Below are 17,336 nucleotides of genomic sequence, written 5' to 3'. Positions count from 1 at the left end.
GCTGGTTGAGGCGAACGGCAAGATGCCGCGGACCGTCATGGTCCGCGGCATCCGGGTCGGCCGGAGAGCCGTATCGCTCGAAAGGATGACAATCCGCTAGGACTCCACCAACCCCACCTGCACCATCGGCTTCCCCCGCTTCCGCGACACGAAGATGCCCCGGCCCGCCGGCATCGCCCGCGGTCGGACGCCGCCCAGCAGTTCGCCCTCGGCGGGGTCGCCCGCGAGGACCACGCCCTGGGCGCCGAGTTCCTTGATGCGCTGCATGAAGGTCTCGTAGCCGGCGCGGCCGGCGCCCGCCGTGGAGCGCGCGATGATGAAGCGGACGCCGACGTCGCGGGCGAAGGGGAGGAGTTCCGTCAGGCCGGCCAGCGGGTTGCCACTGGAGGTGGACACCAGGTCGTAGTCGTCGATGACGACGTACACCGTGGGCCCCCGCCACCAGCTGCGGTTGCGCAGCTGCTCCGGGGTCACGTCGGCCGTCGGCGTGCGGCGCTGCATCAGGTCGGCCAGCGCGTCCATGTGGTGCTGCATCTGGTTCGACATCGGGATGTACTCGGCCAGGTGCGAGTCCGGGGTCACCCCGAGGAGCGAGCGGCGGTTGTCGACGACGAACAGCTTGCAGCTGTGCCCGTCGTAGCGCTCGGTGAGGCGCTTGATCAGCAGCTTCAGCAGATTCGACTTGCCGGACTCGCTCTCACCGAACACCAGGAAGAACGGGTCCTGTTCGAAGTCCACGAACACCGGCTCGAGGTTGTCCTCGTCGAGGGCGAAGGAGATGCCCCGGTTCGGGAAACGGTCGCCCGGCGGGAGCTGGGCCGCCGCGAACTCGCGGGGCAGCAGGCGTACCTGCGGTGCGCCGGGCTCCTGCCAGTGGCGGGTGACCTCGGCCGCGAGAGCGGTCGTCGCCTCCGCCAGGTCCGTGTCCGAGGAGAGGCCGTCGATGCGCGGGACCGCTGCCATGAAGTGCTGCTTCTGCGGGGTCTGGCCGCGGCCCGGTACGCCGGTGGGGACATTCGCCGCGATCTTGCGGTCGATCTCGGAGTCCATGGGGTCACCCAGCCGCAGTTCAAGGCGGTTCATCAGGTGGTCCTTGAGGTTCGCCCGGACCTCCATCGAGCGCGACGCGGTGATGATCACGTGGATGCCGTAGCCGAGGCCGCGCTGGGCCATGTCCAGGACCAGCGGCTCCAGGGCCTCGTAGTCCGTGCGGAAGTTGCCCCAGCCGTCGATGACCAGGAAGACGTCGCCCCAGGGCTGGTCGGTCACCGAGATGTCGCCGCGCGCGCGGCGGGAGCGGAACTCCGCGATGGAGGAGATGCCCGTGGAGCGGAAGTACTCCTCGCGTCGCGTCATGACGCCGTACACCTCGGCCGTCGTACGACGGACCTTCTCCGGGTCGAGACGTGACGCCACGCCGCCCACGTGCGGCAGGCCGGCCACCGCGGCCATACCGCCGCCACCGAAGTCCAGACCGTAGAACTGCACTTCGTGAGGGGTGTGAGTGAGGGCGAACGACGCGATGACCGAACGCAGCAGCGTCGACTTGCCGGACTGCGGGCCGCCGATGATCTGCATATGGCCGGCCGCGCCGCCGAAGTCGAGCCACAGCGGGTCGCGGCGCTGCTCGTAGGGCTTGTCGATGAGGCCGACCGGGACGACGAGCCGGCCCGCGCCCTCGTAGCCCGGCTGGGTCATGCCGCGGCCGGGTACCGGGGCGAGCCCCGGCAGCAGCGTGTCGAGCGACGGCGGGCTGTCCAGCGGGGGCAGCCACACCTGGTGGGCGGCCGGGCCCTGCGCCTCCAGGCGCCGCACGATCACGTCGAGCACGGTGTCGGCGAGTGCGTCGTCCTGCTGCTCGGCTGCCGCCTCCTGACGCTGCTGCGGGACCGGCACGTACTGCACCGGCACCTCGGCCGCGGTGAACACGACCGGCCTGCGGTCGACGGGCAACGGACCGCCGAGCGCCGCGGCCTGCTGCGAGCTGGTGCGGTACACACCGGAGACGTACGCCGCCTTGAAGCGCACCATTTCGTCGGTGCCGAACTTCAGGAAGCCGGAACCCGGGACGTTCGGGAGCTCATAGGCGTCCGGGACACCGAGCGCGGCACGGGATTCCGCCGCCGAGAAGGTCCGCAGGCCGATGCGGTACGACAGGTAGGTCTCCAGGCCGCGCAGGCGGCCCTCCTCCAGGCGCTGCGAGGCCAGCAGCAGGTGCACGCCCAGTGAACGGCCGATACGGCCGATCTGCACGAACATCTCGATGAAGTCCGGCTTGGCGGTCAGCAGCTCGCTGAACTCGTCGATCACCAGGACGAGGGACGGGATCGGCTGCAGCGGGGCGCCGGCCGCGCGGGCCTTCTCGTAGTCGTGGATGTTGGCGTAGTTGCCCGCGTCACGGAGCATCTCCTGGCGGCGGTTGAGCTCACCGCGGATCGAGTCGCCCATGCGGTCGACGAGCGTCAGGTCGTCCGCGAGGTTGGTGATCACGGCCGCCACGTGCGGCAGCTGGGCCATGCCGGCGAACGTGGCACCACCCTTGAAGTCGGCGAGGACGAAGTTCAGCGTCTCGGACGAGTGGGTCACGGCGAGGCCGAGGACCAGCGTGCGCAGGAGCTCCGACTTGCCGGAACCGGTCGCACCGACGCACAGGCCGTGCGGTCCCATGCCCTCCTGTGCCGCCTCCTTGAGGTCGAGCATCACGGGCCGGCCGTCCTCACCGAGACCGATCGGCACGCGCAGCCGCTCCGACTGCGAGCGCGGCCGCCAGGTCCGCTTCGGGTCGACGGAGGCCGCGTCACCCAGGTTCAGCAGGTCCGTGAACTCCAGGTTGGCGAGCAGCGGTTCGTCGTCGTCCCCGCCCGACGCCATCCGCAGCGGCGCCAGTTGACGGGCGAGGGCTTCGGCGGCCTCGTACGACAGGACGTCGGGTGTCCCCTCGTAGACCATGCCGTGCGCCGACTCCAGGCGCAGTTCCCTGGGCTGCACGATGACGGAGAGGTCACCGCGGCCGACGGTGAGGTCGCCCGGCACGACCTCCAGGACCGTCACGCCCTGCAGGCCCTCGGGGTTGGCCAGCAGTGACGTGGGGGGCAGGGAGATGCCGTCGAGCACGACCACCACGTGCGGCTGCTCGGCAACCGGAGCGCCACCGGGGTGGAAACGCGGGCGGCCCTGGAGGCGGGCGGCGAGCCGGTCCTCCAGCTCCACCGGGTCGGTGGTGATCAGACGCATGCTGCCGGCGCCGTCGGCGAGGCCCGGGGCCTGTACGTGCGGCAGCCACTTGGCCCACTCCCACTCGGGCGCCGACTGACGTCCGGTGGCGACCGCGATGACCAGGTCCTCCGGGGAGTGCAGTGAGGCGAGGGAGGCGGCGACGGCACGGGCGGCGCCGCGCACGGTGTTGGGCTCGCCGCTGATCGTCACGTGGTAGAAGGCACGCAACGAGACCGCCATCGGCAGCTCGTCGAGGCTGCTGTGCGTGGCCAGGAAGCGCTGCATGGCGCCCGCGGTCAACGGCTCCAGCTCGTCCACCGGGGCGGTCTGAGGCGGGATCAGGGGAGTGGCCAGGGCCTGCGGGCCGAGACCCACCCGCACCTGCCCGAAGTCCTCGTCACCGGTGCGCCGTTCCCACACCCGGCTGCCCTCGGCGACCAGTGCCCACAGTTGCTCCGGCGAAGGGTGCAGGTAGTACTGGGCGTCGCGCTGGGCCTTCGCGGTGTCGAGGGCGGAGCGCCGGGTCTGGGACAGGTAGCGGAGGTAGTCACGGCGCATGTCCGCCATCTGCCCCTGGTTGCCGCGGCGGTAGCGGACCAGCATCGAGATACCCATGGCGAGCGTCGAGGCCACCATCAGCAGACCCATGATCTTCATGAAGGGCTGGGCCTGCGGGTTGAAGAAGAACACCACCGAACCGCCCATGCCGAGCATGGGCAGGAGCTGCATCCAAGCGCTTTCCTGCTGACCGCGCGGCAGTTCCGGCGGCGCCTCCAGCACGACCTCGTCCGTGGGCACTTCCTTCGGCAGTGCCCGTGGCGGGCGCTTGACGACGATGTGGCTCACTACGCACCAATTCCCTTGCCGGACCGAGATTTTTCGTCCGCCGCCCCGTGTCAGGCGAACGCCGATCGCGAAGCGCGATCCTACTGACAACCACTGACAACGGCTGGCGGTAGGGTGCCGGTGAGACGCGTGAGCAGTTGCGAATCGTTCCGGGAAAACCCGGGCAATCCGCAACGGTTCGAAGGGGGCGCCTCCCCGCACACCCCGGATGCGACCGCCCGGTCGACCGGTTGAGCGCGGGGCGCCGCACAACCTACACAGGATCTTTACGGGCGGAAGGTGCGCGGCGGCAGCGGCACCATGGGCCGCCCCACCACCGACGAGGGGGAACAGCAGGTGAGCATGACGGCCTCCGCGCCGGCCGGCGCGACCGGTGGACCGGGCACCGGAGCCCCTTCCGGGGCGGGCATGGGATTCGGCTTCTGCCGGGTCACCATCGTGGCGCCCGACAGTCGTATCGACGTGGCGCTGCCCGACGACGTACCGGTCGCCGACCTGTACCCGGAGATCCTGCGCCTGTCCCAGCAGAGCCCCGCCGAGGGCGCTCCGGTCGGCTACCACCTCGTACGGCGGGACGGCACCGTCCTCGACGGCGCGCGCTCCTTCACGGCACAGCGCATTCTCGACGGTGAGTTGCTCACCCTGCGCCCGTTCGCCGAGTCGCTGCCGCCCGCCGTCCTCGACGACGTCTCCGAGGCGGTGGCCTCCGCCGTCACCCGTGACCGCACCCTGTGGAGCGGCGACCTCACCCGCGCCGCCGGACTCGTCGCCGGCGGCATCCTGCCCGCGCTGCTCGCGTTCGTGGCCTGGAGCTCCCAGGTCCGCCACGACATGCACAGCCTGCAGGGCATCATCGCGGGCGTCACCGGCATCCTGCTGGTCACCATCGGCTGCGTACGCGCACGTGTGTACGACGACCGGGGCTCCGCGGTCGCGCTGGGACTCGGCGCCCTGCCCAATGTCGGCGTGGCCGGTTCCGGGCTGCTGCCGCTCGCCGCCGGCGAGGGCATCGGGCGGCTCCAGTTCCTGCTCGCCTGCACAGCGGTCCTCGTCGCCTCCCTGGTGCTCACCCTGGTCTCGCCCGGCGGCGACGGACCCTTCGTCGCGTTCCTCTTCGCCTCCGCGATCGGTCTGATCACCACCTTCATCGCGACCCTCACCGATCTGCAGCCCATCGAGACGGCCGCCATCTGCGCCCCGCTGTCCGTGGTGGCGCTGGCCTTCCTGCCGGGGCTGTCCATGCGCTTCGCGCGGCTGCCCATCGGCTTCGAACCGCCCAACCCCTCCCGCGGCGGCTATGACACCGCCGAGCCCGCCCAGCAGGAGCCCGTGGACGCCGAGCGGGTGGCCGCCCAGGCCCGGCGCGGCCACGAACTCCTCGTAGGCCTCGTCGGGGGCTGTGCCCTCGTCGCCGTGGGCGCGTCGATCGTCCTCGGCTTCTCCAGCAACACCTGGGCCCAGCTCCTGGCTCTCGCGACCGGCCTCGCGATGCTGATGCGGGCACACCTGTTCCGTTACACCGCGCAGGTCGGCGCCACCCTGGCCGCCGGTCTCGCCGCGATCGTCTTCCTCGGCCTCGGGCTCGCCCTGAACCCGCCCCGGAGCTACCTGATCGACGCCTTCCAGGGCGACACCACCGCACTCGACATCCGCAGCGTCTGGCTCGCCGCGGCGGTCGGCGCGGCCACCGCCCTGGTCACCGCGATCGGGCTGATCACTCCGCGGCGCGGTGTCACCCCCTTCTGGGGGCGCTTCCTGGAGATCGCCGAGAGCTTCGTCCTGCTCACGCTGATCCCGCTGGCGCTGGCCGTGTTCGACGTGTACGCGCGCGCACGGGCGATGACCAGCTGAGGACCGGCGCCACGGAAAAGGGCGGCACGCATGCGTGCCGCCCTTTGTCACGTTCCGCTCACTGGGCCGCAAGACCGCCGTTGCGCTCGCTGGGCTCCAGATCGAACTCCCCGTCCCGTGCCCCCAGCACAAACGCCCGCCACTCCGCCTCGGTGTAACGCAGCACGGTGTCGTGGTCCAGGGAGGAGCGCATCGCCACGGCTCCGTCGGGCAGGTACGCGATCTCGACGCGCTCCTCGTGCTCCTCGGTGCCGGGGGCGCAGTGCCACTCCACGTCCGAGATGTCGAGCGCGTACAGCTCGTCCCGCTCCCGCTCCTTGCGTGCCTTGATCTCCGCTTCCGTCTCCGTCATCGTTGGCGCGATCCCTTTCCGGCGTGCGTACGGTCCCGGCGCTCACCCTAGTGGCCTGCGGCGTCCCGGCCGGGCGGTTTCCGGAGCGGGGGGAATGGCGTCGGCCACCAGCTGGTACTCTGGGCGACGGCCGTTTGTGTACGCACCCCCGGAACCCTCGGTTCTGGTGGCTGCGCCCAGCGGATCCCCGCCTCCCGAGTAACGGAAGCTCCCCCGAGACGCAGACCGGGGGCACTCGGTGGCACTCAACAGACTATGAGGAGTACGCGTGTCGCTCGACGCCGCTACGAAGAAGCAGATCATCGCCGAGTTCGGTACCAAGGAGGGTGACACCGGCTCCCCCGAGGTCCAGGTCGCTCTGCTCTCCCGTCGGATCTCCGACCTGACGGAGCACCTCAAGACCCACAAGCACGACCACCACTCCCGCCGTGGTCTGCTGATCCTGGTCGGTCAGCGCCGCCGCCTTCTGCAGTACCTGGCGAAGAAGGACATCCAGCGCTTCCGTACGCTGGTCGACCGCCTCGGCATCCGCCGTGGTGCGGCGGGCGCCAAGTAAGACGCCATGAAGGGGAGCGGTTCCCGGTAGCACCCGGGGACCGCTCCCTTCGTCGTACATGCGGAAACGTGCGGAGTGTCACTCACGCTTTGTAGTGTGGTAGCACAACGCAATACGCATGACACAGAACGGCGTACGACACAGCACGTACGACGAAGAACGAGGAGAAGCGCTCCTCGCCGCCGCCGGTCCTCGGTAGTGGCCCCCGGGGGATTGCGAGCCCCGGGTGCTTCGATCGAAGACCGGCCCGCACCAGACGGCGCGCTTCTCCACCACCGTCCCCCTGCCACACGGGCAGCCAAGGGACGAAAGACGATATGTAACGGAGAAAACGCTAGTGGAGAACGAGACCCACTACGCCGAGGCCGTCATCGACAACGGCCCCTTCGGCACCCGCACCATCCGCTTCGAGACGGGCCGCCTGGCCAAGCAGGCCGCCGGTTCCGCCGTGGCGTACCTGGACGACGACACCATGGTGCTGTCGGCCACCACCGCCTCCAAGAACCCCAAGGACCAGCTCGACTTCTTCCCGCTGACGGTGGACGTCGAGGAGCGGATGTACGCAGCCGGGAAGATCCCCGGCAGCTTCTTCCGCCGTGAGGGCCGGCCGTCCGAGGACGCCATCCTCACCTGCCGACTGATCGACCGCCCGCTGCGCCCGTCCTTCAAGAAGGGCCTGCGCAACGAGATCCAGGTCGTCGCCACGGTCATGGCGCTCAACCCCGACCACCTGTACGACGTCGTGGCGATCAACGCCGCGTCCGCGTCCACGCAGCTGGCCGGTCTGCCCTTCTCCGGCCCGATCGGCGGCGTCCGCGTCGCGCTGATCCACGGCCAGTGGGTCGCCTTCCCGACGCACACCGAGCTCGAGGACGCCGTCTTCGACATGGTGGTCGCCGGCCGCGTCCTGGAGGATGGCGATGTCGCGATCATGATGGTCGAGGCCGAGGCCACCGAGAAGACCATCAAGCTGGTCGAGGGCGGTGCCGAGGCGCCGACCGAGGAGGTCGTCGCCGCTGGTCTCGACGCCGCGAAGCCCTTCATCAAGGTCCTGTGCCGCGCCCAGGCCGACCTCGCCGCCAAGGCCGCCAAGCCGACCGCCGAGTTCCCGATCTTCCTGGACTACCAGGACGACGTCCTCGAGGCCCTGACCGCCGCGGTCAAGCCCGAGCTGGCCCAGGCGCTCACCATCGCCGGCAAGCAGGAGCGCGAGGCCGAGCTGGACCGCGTCAAGGGGCTCGCCGCCGAGAAGCTCCTGCCGGAGTTCGAGGGCCGCGAGAAGGAGATCTCCGCCGCGTACCGCTCGCTGACCAAGACCCTGGTCCGTGAGCGCGTCATCAAGGAGAAGAAGCGCATCGACGGCCGTGGCGTGACGGACATCCGTACGCTGGCCGCCGAGGTCGAGGCCATCCCGCGGGTGCACGGTTCCGCGCTGTTCGAGCGTGGCGAGACCCAGATCCTGGGCGTCACCACCCTCAACATGCTCCGCATGGAGCAGCAGCTGGACACCCTCTCCCCGGTGACCCGCAAGCGCTACATGCACAACTACAACTTCCCGCCGTACTCCACCGGTGAGACCGGCCGCGTCGGCTCCCCGAAGCGCCGCGAGATCGGCCACGGCGCCCTCGCCGAGCGCGCGCTCGTGCCGGTGCTGCCCACGCGCGAGGAGTTCCCCTACGCGATCCGCCAGGTGTCCGAGGCCCTCGGCTCCAACGGCTCGACGTCCATGGGCTCGGTCTGCGCCTCCACCATGTCGCTGCTGAACGCCGGTGTGCCGCTGAAGGCCCCGGTCGCCGGTATCGCCATGGGTCTGATCTCCCAGGAGATCGAGGGCGAGACGCACTACGTCACCCTCACCGACATCCTCGGTGCGGAGGACGCCTTCGGTGACATGGACTTCAAGGTCGCCGGCACCAAGGAGTTCGTGACCGCCCTCCAGCTCGACACCAAGCTGGACGGCATCCCGGCCTCCGTCCTGGCCGCGGCCCTCAAGCAGGCCCGCGACGCCCGTCTCCACATCCTCGACGTGATGATGGAGGCCATCGACCGGCCCGACGAGATGTCCCCGCACGCCCCGCGGATCATCACCGTCAAGATCCCGGTCGACAAGATCGGTGAGGTCATCGGCCCCAAGGGCAAGATGATCAACCAGATCCAGGAGGACACCGGCGCCGAGATCACCATCGAGGACGACGGCACGATCTACATCGGTGCCGCCGACGGCCCCTCCGCCGAGGCCGCCCGCGCCACGATCAACGGCATCGCCAACCCGACGATGCCCGAGGTCGGCGAGCGCTACCTCGGTACGGTCGTCAAGACGACCACCTTCGGTGCGTTCGTCTCCCTGCTGCCCGGCAAGGACGGTCTGCTGCACATCTCGCAGATCCGCAAGCTCGCCGGCGGCAAGCGCGTGGAGAACGTCGAGGACGTCCTCGGCGTGGGCCAGAAGGTCCAGGTCGAGATCGCCGAGATCGACTCCCGCGGCAAGCTCTCCCTCGTCCCGGTGATCGAGGGCGAAGAAGGCAACGACGACCAGGACAAGGACGACGCCGAGCAGTGACGTCCCGTAGCTCCAGGACGACGGCCCGCACCTCTTCGGAGGCGCGGGCCGTCGCCCGTACCCAAACCCTCATCAAGGGCACAGGCGGCATCGGCACGGTCCGTAAGACCACCCTCCCGGGCGGCCTGCGCATCGTCACCGAGACCCTGCCCTCGGTCCGCTCAGCGACCTTCGGCATCTGGGCACACGTCGGGTCCCGCGACGAGACGCCGGCCCTGAACGGCGCCACGCACTACCTGGAGCACCTGCTCTTCAAGGGCACGCGCAAGCGCAGCGCGCTGGACATCTCCTCCGCCATCGACGCCGTCGGCGGCGAGATGAACGCGTTCACGGCCAAGGAGTACACGTGCTACTACGCGCGCGTGCTCGACACCGACCTGCCGCTCGCGATCGACGTCGTCTGCGACATGCTGACCGACTCGCTCATCCTCGAGGAGGACGTCGACGTCGAGCGCGGCGCGATCCTCGAAGAGATCGCCATGACCGAGGACGACCCGGGCGACTGTGTGCACGACCTGTTCGCGCACACCATGTTCGGCAACAACGCCCTCGGCCGCCCGGTCCTCGGCACGGTCGACACCGTCAACGCCCTCACCGCCGACCGCATCCGCCGCTTCTACAAGAAGCACTACGACCCCACCCACCTGGTGGTCGCCTGCGCCGGCAACATCGACCACGCCACGGTCGTACGACAGGTCCGCGCTGCCTTCGAGAAGGCGGACGCGCTCAAGAACCTGCACGCGCAGCCCATCGCCCCGCGCGACGGCAGCCGTACGATCCGCACGTCCGGCAAGGTCGAGCTGCTCGGCCGCAAGACCGAGCAGGCGCACGTCGTCCTCGGCATGCCGGGCCTCGCCCGCACCGACGACCGCCGCTGGGCCATGGGCGTGCTCAACACCGCCCTCGGCGGCGGCATGTCCTCCCGCCTCTTCCAGGAGGTCCGGGAGAAGCGGGGCCTCGCCTACAGCGTGTACTCGTACACCTCCGGCTTCGCCGACTGCGGCCTGTTCGGCGTGTACGCCGGCTGCCGGCCGAGCCAGGTGCACGACGTGCTGAGGATCTGCCGCGACGAACTCGACCACGTCGCCGCGAACGGCCTCACCGACGACGAGATCGCCCGCGCCATCGGCCAGCTCCAGGGCTCCACCGTCCTCGGCCTGGAGGACACCGGCGCGCTGATGAACCGCATCGGCAAGAGCGAGCTGTGCTGGGGCGAGCAGATGTCCGTCGACGAGATGCTGGACCGGATAGCGGCGGTCACCCCGGACGAGGTCCGTTCGGTCGCCCGCGACATCCTGGGACAGCGCCCGTCGCTGTCGGTCATCGGCCCGCTGAAGGACAAGCAGGCCGCGCGGCTGCACGACGCCGTCGCCTAACCCTCCCGGTCACTCCCCTAAGGAAGCAAGAGATGAGCAAGCTGCGCGTGGCGGTCCTCGGTGCCAAGGGCCGGATCGGGTCCGAGGCGGTCAGGGCGGTCGAGGCCGCCGAGGACATGGAGCTGGTTGCCGCTCTCGGCCGGGGCGACACCCTGGAGACGCTGACGGCGGCCGGCGCCCAGGTCGCCGTGGAGCTGACCACCCCGGACTCCGTCATGGACAACCTCGACTTCTGTGTGCGCCACGGCATCCACGCTGTCGTCGGTACGACGGGCTGGAACGAGGAGCGCCTCGCGCGGCTGAAGGGCTGGCTCGCCGAGTCCCCGCGGACCGGTGTGCTCATCGCGCCGAACTTCTCGATCGGGGCCGTGCTGACGATGAAGTTCGCGCAGATCGCCGCGCCGTACTTCGAGTCGGTCGAGGTGGTCGAGCTGCACCACCCGAACAAGGTGGACGCCCCGAGCGGTACGGCCACGCGCACCGCCCAGCTCATCGCCGAGGCGCGCCGGGCGGCCGGTACGGCGCCGGCACCGGACGCCACGGCCACGGCCCTGGACGGCGCCAGGGGCGCGAGCGTCGACGGGATCCCGGTGCACGCCGTCCGCCTGCGCGGCCTGCTGGCCCACCAGGAGGTGCTGCTCGGCGGCGAGGGCGAGACCCTCACCATCCGCCACGACTCCCTGCACCACAGCAGCTTCATGCCGGGCATCCTGCTCGGCGCCCGCCGCGTGGTGACCACTCCGGGCCTGACGTTCGGCCTGGAGCACTTCCTGGACCTGAGCTGAGACAGGCCCTGCCATGCGCGCGAAGATCTCCTACCTCGTCACGGCCGCCGTCCTGGTCTTCTACTTCGTCCTGGTCGGCAGCCGTGGCGTCATGCTCATCGAGTCCGGCACGGTCGTCACCGTGACCTTCGGGGTCGCGGTGCTGATCCTGCCGGTCATCGGGCTGTGGTTCCTGTGGAAGAACACCCGGTTCGTCCGCAGGGCCAACGCCCTCGCCGCCGAGCTGGACGCCGAGGGCGGCCTGCCGGTCGACGAGCTGAAGCGCCTGCCCAGCGGCCGGATCGACCGCGACTCGGCCGACGAGGTCTTCGCCAAGCGCAAGGCCGAGACCGAGGCGTCCCCCGACGACTGGCGCTGCTGGTTCCGCCTCGCCGTCGCCTACCACGACGCCCGCGACACGCCACGCGCCCGCAAGGCGATGCAACGGGCCATCGCCCTGCACGACGGCCGACCCGTCCAACCCTGACTGCCCCTGTCGCTGGGGGAGCGGCAGCCCCGTCGGTCGCATCGCGCCGTAGCGGCGGGAAGTTCTGCCTCCCCCAGTGCCTCAAGGGCCTGGGGGACCCCAGAGACGGCACCGGTGGGCGCTGGGGGTCACCCCCTCCGGGGGAGGCGCCTCACAGCGGGCAGCGCCCGCCGCCCCCGACCGGCACAGGGCACCCTTCGGTCACCCGCGCCCGTATTCCGCCGCCCACGCCTCCACCACATCCGCGGCCCGGTCGAACGCGGCCGGGCGGCCCAGGAAGTCCAGCGTGTGCGTGGTCAGCAGGGGCGCCGTCTCCCCGGCCGCCCGGTCCTTTCGTACGAGCGTCAGCGCCTGCCCCTGCACCGTCCGCGGCAGCCCCAGCCAGCGCACCGGCTGCTGCACCGTCCGCACGGAGATCACCCGGGCCCACGGCGCCGTACGCGTCACCAGGAAACCGACCTGGCGCAGCCCCCGGCCGCTCACCCACACGCCCATGCGCAGCAGCCGCAGCGCGCCGGTGATCACCAGGAGCGCCGCGACGAAGACCGCTCCGCCGGAGGACAGTGAGTCGGTCAGGGCGAGGGCCACCGCGGCGAACAGCACGAAGGAGGCGAACAGCAGCACCAGTGCCGCCGCGGCCACACGCCAGGGGCCGGGTCGGTAGGGGCGCCGCCAGCGCTCGCGGTCGTCGTACGGCAGCGCGCTCTCGGCGGCGGCCTCGAAGGTCCGGTCGGCCGTCAGGAAGGACAGGGGCACGGCTGGTCCTCACAATCCTTGCGTGAGCTGTGCCCGGTGAGGCTATCCGCCGGTGTTCCCGCTCACCACCCGTGGGCGGCCGGAAGGGTCAGTCAGTGCCCCTGGGAGGCCTGGGACTGCTGCACCGGCGTACTGGACGGCGTGGACATGGCCGGCATGCCGAGGACGAGGGCTCCGACCAACCCCGCGGCGATCGTGAGACCCAGCAGCCAGCGCCCGGCCATCTCGCCGAAGGACGCCCGCTGACGGGGCGGGGGAGTGACATTGCTGCGGAACCGGTCCGCCTCGGCCAGGAAGGCGAAGGGCACGGGCTCGCGCCGACGGAACATCGCGGGTACGTCTCCTTTCAGGGATCGAACGAGCAGGCCTCACCGGTACAGACGCTCGAGTGACACAAAAGGTGCCCATGTCGGAAAAAATCCATGGTGGGATTTTTGAGGTGAGGTACTGCCGTGGCCCCGGCGAGTGCCCCGTAAGGTGGGCGCGAACCACAGCTGTGATGGGAAGGACCCCAACCCCCGTGACCACCCCCGAGTCGCTCACGTTCCGCAGTGACGTCACCGTCGAGCTGGTGAAGTCCAGCGCTTCGGACGCCGACGTCCTCTTCGCCGCGCGGGTCTCGACCGCCGGCGAGCAGTCCCTGGACGAGCTGAAGAAGGACCCCGAGCGCTCCAAGGGCCTGATCAACTTCCTGATGCGGGACCGGCACGGCAGCCCCTTCGAGCACAATTCGATGACGTTCTTCATCAGCGCCCCGATCTTCGTCTTCCGCGAGTTCATGCGGCACCGGGTCGGCTGGTCGTACAACGAGGAGTCCGGCCGCTACCGGGAGCTCCAGCCGGTCTTCTACGTCCCCGGCACCGACCGCAAGCTGGTCCAGGAGGGCCGCCCCGGCAAGTACGTCTTCGTCGAGGGCACCCCGGCCCAGTACGAGGCGGTCAGCAGCACCCTGCGGGAGTCGTACGAGCAGGCCTACGCGGCCTACCAGAAGATGCTCGCCGAGGGCGTCGCCCGTGAGGTCGCCCGCGCCGCCCTCCCGGTCGGCCTGTACTCCTCGATGTACGCCACCTGCAACGCCCGCTCCCTGATGCACTTCCTCGGCCTGCGCACCCAGCACGAGCTGGCCAAGGTGCCGTCCTTCCCGCAGCGGGAGATCGAGATGGTCGGCGAGCAGATGGAGGCGGAGTGGGCGAAGCTCATGCCGCTCACCTACGCCGCCTTCAACGCGAACGGGCGCGTGGCCCCGTAAGAAAGGCCTACGAAGCTCTGTTCCCCCACCAGGAACGGATGTCCGGATCAGCCGGGCGAAGTGTCCGTATTGCGGCATTTAGAGAAGTTCATCTAGCCTGATCAAACGGACCCGGCACTGCTTGAACCCCCGAGCAGGCAGTGCCGGGCTCCTCATTTGTCCTGACTTTCCCGGCACCCCACGGGCAGACCACGTATGCAGCACCGAGTAGCGTGTTACCCATGGCTCCGACCTCGACTCCGCAGACCCCCTTCGGGCGGGTCCTCACCGCCATGGTCACGCCCTTCACGGCGGACGGCGCACTCGACCTCGACGGCGCGCAGCGGCTCGCCGCCCACCTGGTGGACGCAGGCAACGACGGCCTGATCATCAACGGCACCACCGGCGAGTCCCCCACCACCACTGACGCGGAGAAAGCGGACCTCGTACGAGCCGTACTGGAGGCGGTCGGCGACCGCGCCCACGTCGTCGCCGGCGTCGGAACCAACGACACCCACCACAGCCTCGAGCTGGCCCGCGAGGCCGAGCGCATCGGCGCCCACGGCCTCCTCGTCGTCACGCCGTATTACAACAAGCCCCCGCAGGAGGGCCTCTACCGGCACTTCACGGCCGTCGCGGACGCCACCGGCCTGCCGGTCATGCTCTACGACATCCCCGGCCGCAGCGGCGTCCCGATCAGCACCGAGACCCTGGTCCGGCTCGCCGAGCACCCCCGGATCGCCGCCAACAAGGACGCCAAGGGCGACCTCGGCCGCGCCAGCTGGGCCATCGCCCGGTCCGGCCTCGCCTGGTACTCCGGCGACGACATGCTGAACCTCCCGCTGCTCTCCGTGGGCGCGGTCGGCTTCGTCTCGGTCGTCGGCCACGTCGTCACCCCCGACCTGCGCGCCCTCGTCGACGCCTACGTCTCCGGCGACGTCGTCAAGGCCACCGAGATCCACCAGAAGCTGCTCCCGGTCTACACCGGCATGTTCCGCACCCAGGGCGTGATGACCACCAAGGCCGCGCTCGCTCTGCAGGGCCTGCCCGCGGGACCCCTGCGCTCGCCCATGGTCGAATGCTCGCCCGAGGAGATCGCCCAGCTCAAGATCGATCTTGCTGCCGGCGGGGTACAGCTCTGACAACAGACTTGGCACCACACGGGCTTCACAACTGAAGAACAGCTTCACAACTGAAGAACAACAGAAGAAGCGGGCCACCGGTGCCCGCACCCCACAACGACAACTGCTTCTGCACGAACGTCACGCGCGCCACGTGCCCGACCGGTACGTGGCGCGCGTGCTGAGGAGGGTCTTTTGAGTCATCCGCACCCCGAACTCGGCCCGCCCCCGCCGCTCCCCGAGGGCGGCCTGCGGGTCACCCCGCTCGGCGGCCTGGGCGAGATCGGCCGAAACATGACGGTTTTCGAGTACGGCGGCCGTCTGCTGATCGTCGACTGCGGAGTGCTCTTCCCGGAGGAGGAGCAGCCCGGAATCGACCTGATTCTGCCGGACTTCTCGTCGATCCGGGACCGCCTCGACGACATCGAGGGCATCGTCCTCACGCACGGTCACGAGGACCACATCGGCGGTGTCCCGTTCCTGCTCCGCGAGAAGCCGGACATCCCGCTGATCGGCTCCAAGCTGACCCTCGCCCTGATCGAGGCCAAGCTCCAGGAGCACCGCATCCGCCCGTACACCCTCGAGGTGGCGGAGGGGAACCGTGAGCGCATCGGCCCCTTCGACTGCGAGTTCGTCGCCGTCAACCACTCCATCCCGGACGCCCTGGCCGTCGCCATCCGCACCCCCGCGGGCATGGCGGTGCACACCGGCGACTTCAAGATGGACCAGCTCCCGCTGGACAACCGCCTCACCGACCTGCACGCCTTCGCCCGGCTGAGCGAGGAGGGCATCGACCTCCTCCTCACCGACTCCACGAACGCCGAGGTCCCGGGCTTCACCCCGCACGAGCGCGACATCTCCAACGTGCTGCGCCAGGTCTTCGCCGGCGCCCGCAAGCGGATCATCGTGGCGAGCTTCGCCAGCCATGTCCACCGCATCCAGCAGATCCTCGACGCCGCCCACGAATACGGCCGCCGGGTCGCCTTCGTCGGCCGTTCCATGGTCCGCAACATGGGCATCGCCCGCGACCTCGGCTACCTGAAGGTCCCGCCGGGCCTGGTGGTCGACGTCAGGACGCTGGACGACCTGCCCGACCACGAGGTGGTCCTGGTCTGCACGGGCTCCCAGGGCGAGCCGATGGCGGCCCTGTCCCGCATGGCCAACCGCGACCACCAGATCCGCATCGTCGAGGGCGACACGGTCATCCTCGCGTCCTCGCTCATCCCCGGGAACGAGAACGCGGTCTACCGGGTGATCAACGGCCTGACGCGCTGGGGCGCCAACGTGGTCCACAAGGGCAACGCAAAGGTGCATGTTTCCGGCCACGCGTCCGCGGGCGAGCTGCTGTACTTCTACAACATCTGTCGCCCGAAGAACCTGATGCCGGTGCACGGGGAGTGGCGCCACCTGCGCGCCAATGCCGAGCTGGGAGCGCTCACGGGAGTTCCGCACGACCGGATCGTCATCGCCGAGGACGGCGTGGTGGTCGACCTGGTCGAGGGCAAGGCCAAGATCTCCGGCAAGGTCCAGGCCGGTTACGTCTACGTCGACGGCCTCTCGGTCGGCGACGTCGGCGAGCCGGCTCTCAAGGACCGCAAGATCCTCGGCGACGAGGGCATCATCTCGGTCTTCGTGGTCGTGGACTCGTCCACCGGAAAGATCACCGGTGGCCCGCACATCCAGGCGCGCGGCTCCGGCATCGAGGACGCGGCCTTCGCCGACGTCGCCCCGAAGATCACGGAAGCGCTGGAGCGGTCCGCCCAGGACGGCGTCGTGGAGCCCCACCAGCTGCAGCAACTCGTCCGCCGGACCCTCGGCAAGTGGGTCTCGGACACCTATCGCCGCAGGCCGATGATCCTCCCGGTGGTCGTGGAGGTCTGACGCCCCGTCGGTGCGAGCCCGGAGCGGGGCGCCTCGATTTGCATCGGGGCGCCCCGCTCCAGTACGTTTACGGCTCCGCCCACCGGGAACCCCAGCACTTCATGCGCTGGATACAGGTGCCCCGGAGCGGGTGGGAAAACCGACTCAGAACTTCTGATAAAGTCGGGACCGCCGGAAAGGGAAACGCGAGAGCGGGAACCTGGAAAGCACCGAGGAAATCGGATCGAGAAAAGATCTGATAGAGTCGGAAACACCGAAGGGAAGCGCCCGGAGGAAAGCCCGAGAGGGTGAGTACGAAGGAAGCGACCGTTCCTTGAGAACTCAACAGCGTGCCAAAAATCA

The 17,336-nt window shown here is 69.8% G+C and carries 13 protein-coding genes; 9 read left to right on the top strand and 4 right to left on the bottom strand.

Annotated elements, in window-relative coordinates; genetic code table 11:
- Nucleotides 1-96 precede the first annotated feature (96 nt).
- The gene (gene eccCa, locus ACZ41I_RS24385; protein WP_363217944.1) at nucleotides 97-4,062 is read right to left on the bottom strand and encodes a type VII secretion protein EccCa; all 3,966 of its coding nucleotides are present in this window, start codon (nucleotides 4,060-4,062) and stop codon (nucleotides 97-99) included.
- 342 nt (nucleotides 4,063-4,404) lie between these two features.
- Between eccCa and eccD the strand changes: the two genes are divergently transcribed.
- Complete coding sequence (eccD, locus tag ACZ41I_RS24380) at nucleotides 4,405-5,913, top strand: type VII secretion integral membrane protein EccD (protein ID WP_363217948.1); 1,509 nt, start codon at nucleotides 4,405-4,407, stop codon at nucleotides 5,911-5,913.
- Nucleotides 5,914-5,971: 58 nt separating this feature from the next.
- Here eccD and ACZ41I_RS24375 read toward each other — a convergent pair whose 3' ends face one another.
- The gene (locus ACZ41I_RS24375; RefSeq protein ID WP_363217945.1) at nucleotides 5,972-6,265 is read right to left on the bottom strand and encodes a DUF397 domain-containing protein; all 294 of its coding nucleotides are present in this window, start codon (nucleotides 6,263-6,265) and stop codon (nucleotides 5,972-5,974) included.
- Between the two features lie 268 nt (nucleotides 6,266-6,533).
- Between ACZ41I_RS24375 and rpsO the strand changes: the two genes are divergently transcribed.
- The 5 genes from rpsO to ACZ41I_RS24350 all read left to right on the top strand — a co-directional run bounded on the left by rpsO (nucleotide 6,534) and on the right by ACZ41I_RS24350 (nucleotide 12,008).
- Nucleotides 6,534-6,821, top strand: a complete 288-nt coding sequence (gene rpsO, locus ACZ41I_RS24370) for a 30S ribosomal protein S15 (RefSeq protein WP_030619140.1) — start codon at nucleotides 6,534-6,536, stop codon at nucleotides 6,819-6,821.
- 337 nt (nucleotides 6,822-7,158) lie between these two features.
- Nucleotides 7,159-9,381: a polyribonucleotide nucleotidyltransferase gene (locus ACZ41I_RS24365; protein ID WP_399771049.1), complete on the top strand. Its 2,223-nt coding sequence runs from the start codon at nucleotides 7,159-7,161 to the stop codon at nucleotides 9,379-9,381.
- Nucleotides 9,378-10,757 (top strand): M16 family metallopeptidase, encoded by a 1,380-nt coding sequence (locus ACZ41I_RS24360; RefSeq protein WP_399771052.1) that lies wholly within the window; start codon nucleotides 9,378-9,380, stop codon nucleotides 10,755-10,757. Before ACZ41I_RS24365 ends, ACZ41I_RS24360 begins: the two co-directional genes overlap by 4 nt.
- A gap of 32 nt (nucleotides 10,758-10,789) precedes the next feature.
- On the top strand, nucleotides 10,790-11,542 hold the full coding sequence (gene dapB / locus ACZ41I_RS24355) for a 4-hydroxy-tetrahydrodipicolinate reductase (RefSeq protein WP_363220282.1): 753 nt from the start codon (nucleotides 10,790-10,792) through the stop codon (nucleotides 11,540-11,542).
- A gap of 13 nt (nucleotides 11,543-11,555) precedes the next feature.
- On the top strand, nucleotides 11,556-12,008 hold the full coding sequence (locus ACZ41I_RS24350) for a tetratricopeptide repeat protein (protein WP_363220283.1): 453 nt from the start codon (nucleotides 11,556-11,558) through the stop codon (nucleotides 12,006-12,008).
- A gap of 201 nt (nucleotides 12,009-12,209) precedes the next feature.
- On the opposite strand, the gene ACZ41I_RS24345 is transcribed toward ACZ41I_RS24350, so the two are convergent.
- Together ACZ41I_RS24345 and ACZ41I_RS24340 are read right to left on the bottom strand one after the other, a co-directional pair.
- Nucleotides 12,210-12,764 carry a hypothetical protein gene (locus ACZ41I_RS24345; RefSeq protein WP_363220284.1) on the bottom strand — a complete coding sequence of 185 codons (555 nt, stop codon included), beginning with the start codon at nucleotides 12,762-12,764 and terminating at the stop codon, nucleotides 12,210-12,212.
- A 92-nt stretch (nucleotides 12,765-12,856) separates the two neighbouring features.
- Complete coding sequence (locus tag ACZ41I_RS24340; RefSeq protein ID WP_399771060.1) at nucleotides 12,857-13,093, bottom strand: hypothetical protein; 237 nt, start codon at nucleotides 13,091-13,093, stop codon at nucleotides 12,857-12,859.
- Between the two features lie 170 nt (nucleotides 13,094-13,263).
- On the opposite strand from ACZ41I_RS24340, the gene thyX reads away from it, so the two are divergent.
- The 3 genes from thyX (at nucleotide 13,264) to ACZ41I_RS24325 (ending at nucleotide 16,994) form a co-directional block, all read left to right on the top strand.
- Nucleotides 13,264-14,013 (top strand): FAD-dependent thymidylate synthase, encoded by a 750-nt coding sequence (thyX, locus tag ACZ41I_RS24335; protein ID WP_399771063.1) that lies wholly within the window; start codon nucleotides 13,264-13,266, stop codon nucleotides 14,011-14,013.
- A gap of 221 nt (nucleotides 14,014-14,234) precedes the next feature.
- Nucleotides 14,235-15,134: a 4-hydroxy-tetrahydrodipicolinate synthase gene (gene dapA, locus ACZ41I_RS24330; RefSeq protein WP_468515043.1), complete on the top strand. Its 900-nt coding sequence runs from the start codon at nucleotides 14,235-14,237 to the stop codon at nucleotides 15,132-15,134.
- 174 nt (nucleotides 15,135-15,308) lie between these two features.
- On the top strand, nucleotides 15,309-16,994 hold the full coding sequence (locus tag ACZ41I_RS24325) for a ribonuclease J (RefSeq protein WP_363220288.1): 1,686 nt from the start codon (nucleotides 15,309-15,311) through the stop codon (nucleotides 16,992-16,994).
- Nucleotides 16,995-17,336: the final 342 nt, after the last annotated feature.

Source organism: Streptomyces sp. NPDC030799 (assembly GCF_055572255.1).
The sequence above is the reverse complement of the archived record's forward strand: the minus strand, read 5'-3'. Positions and strand labels throughout refer to the sequence as shown.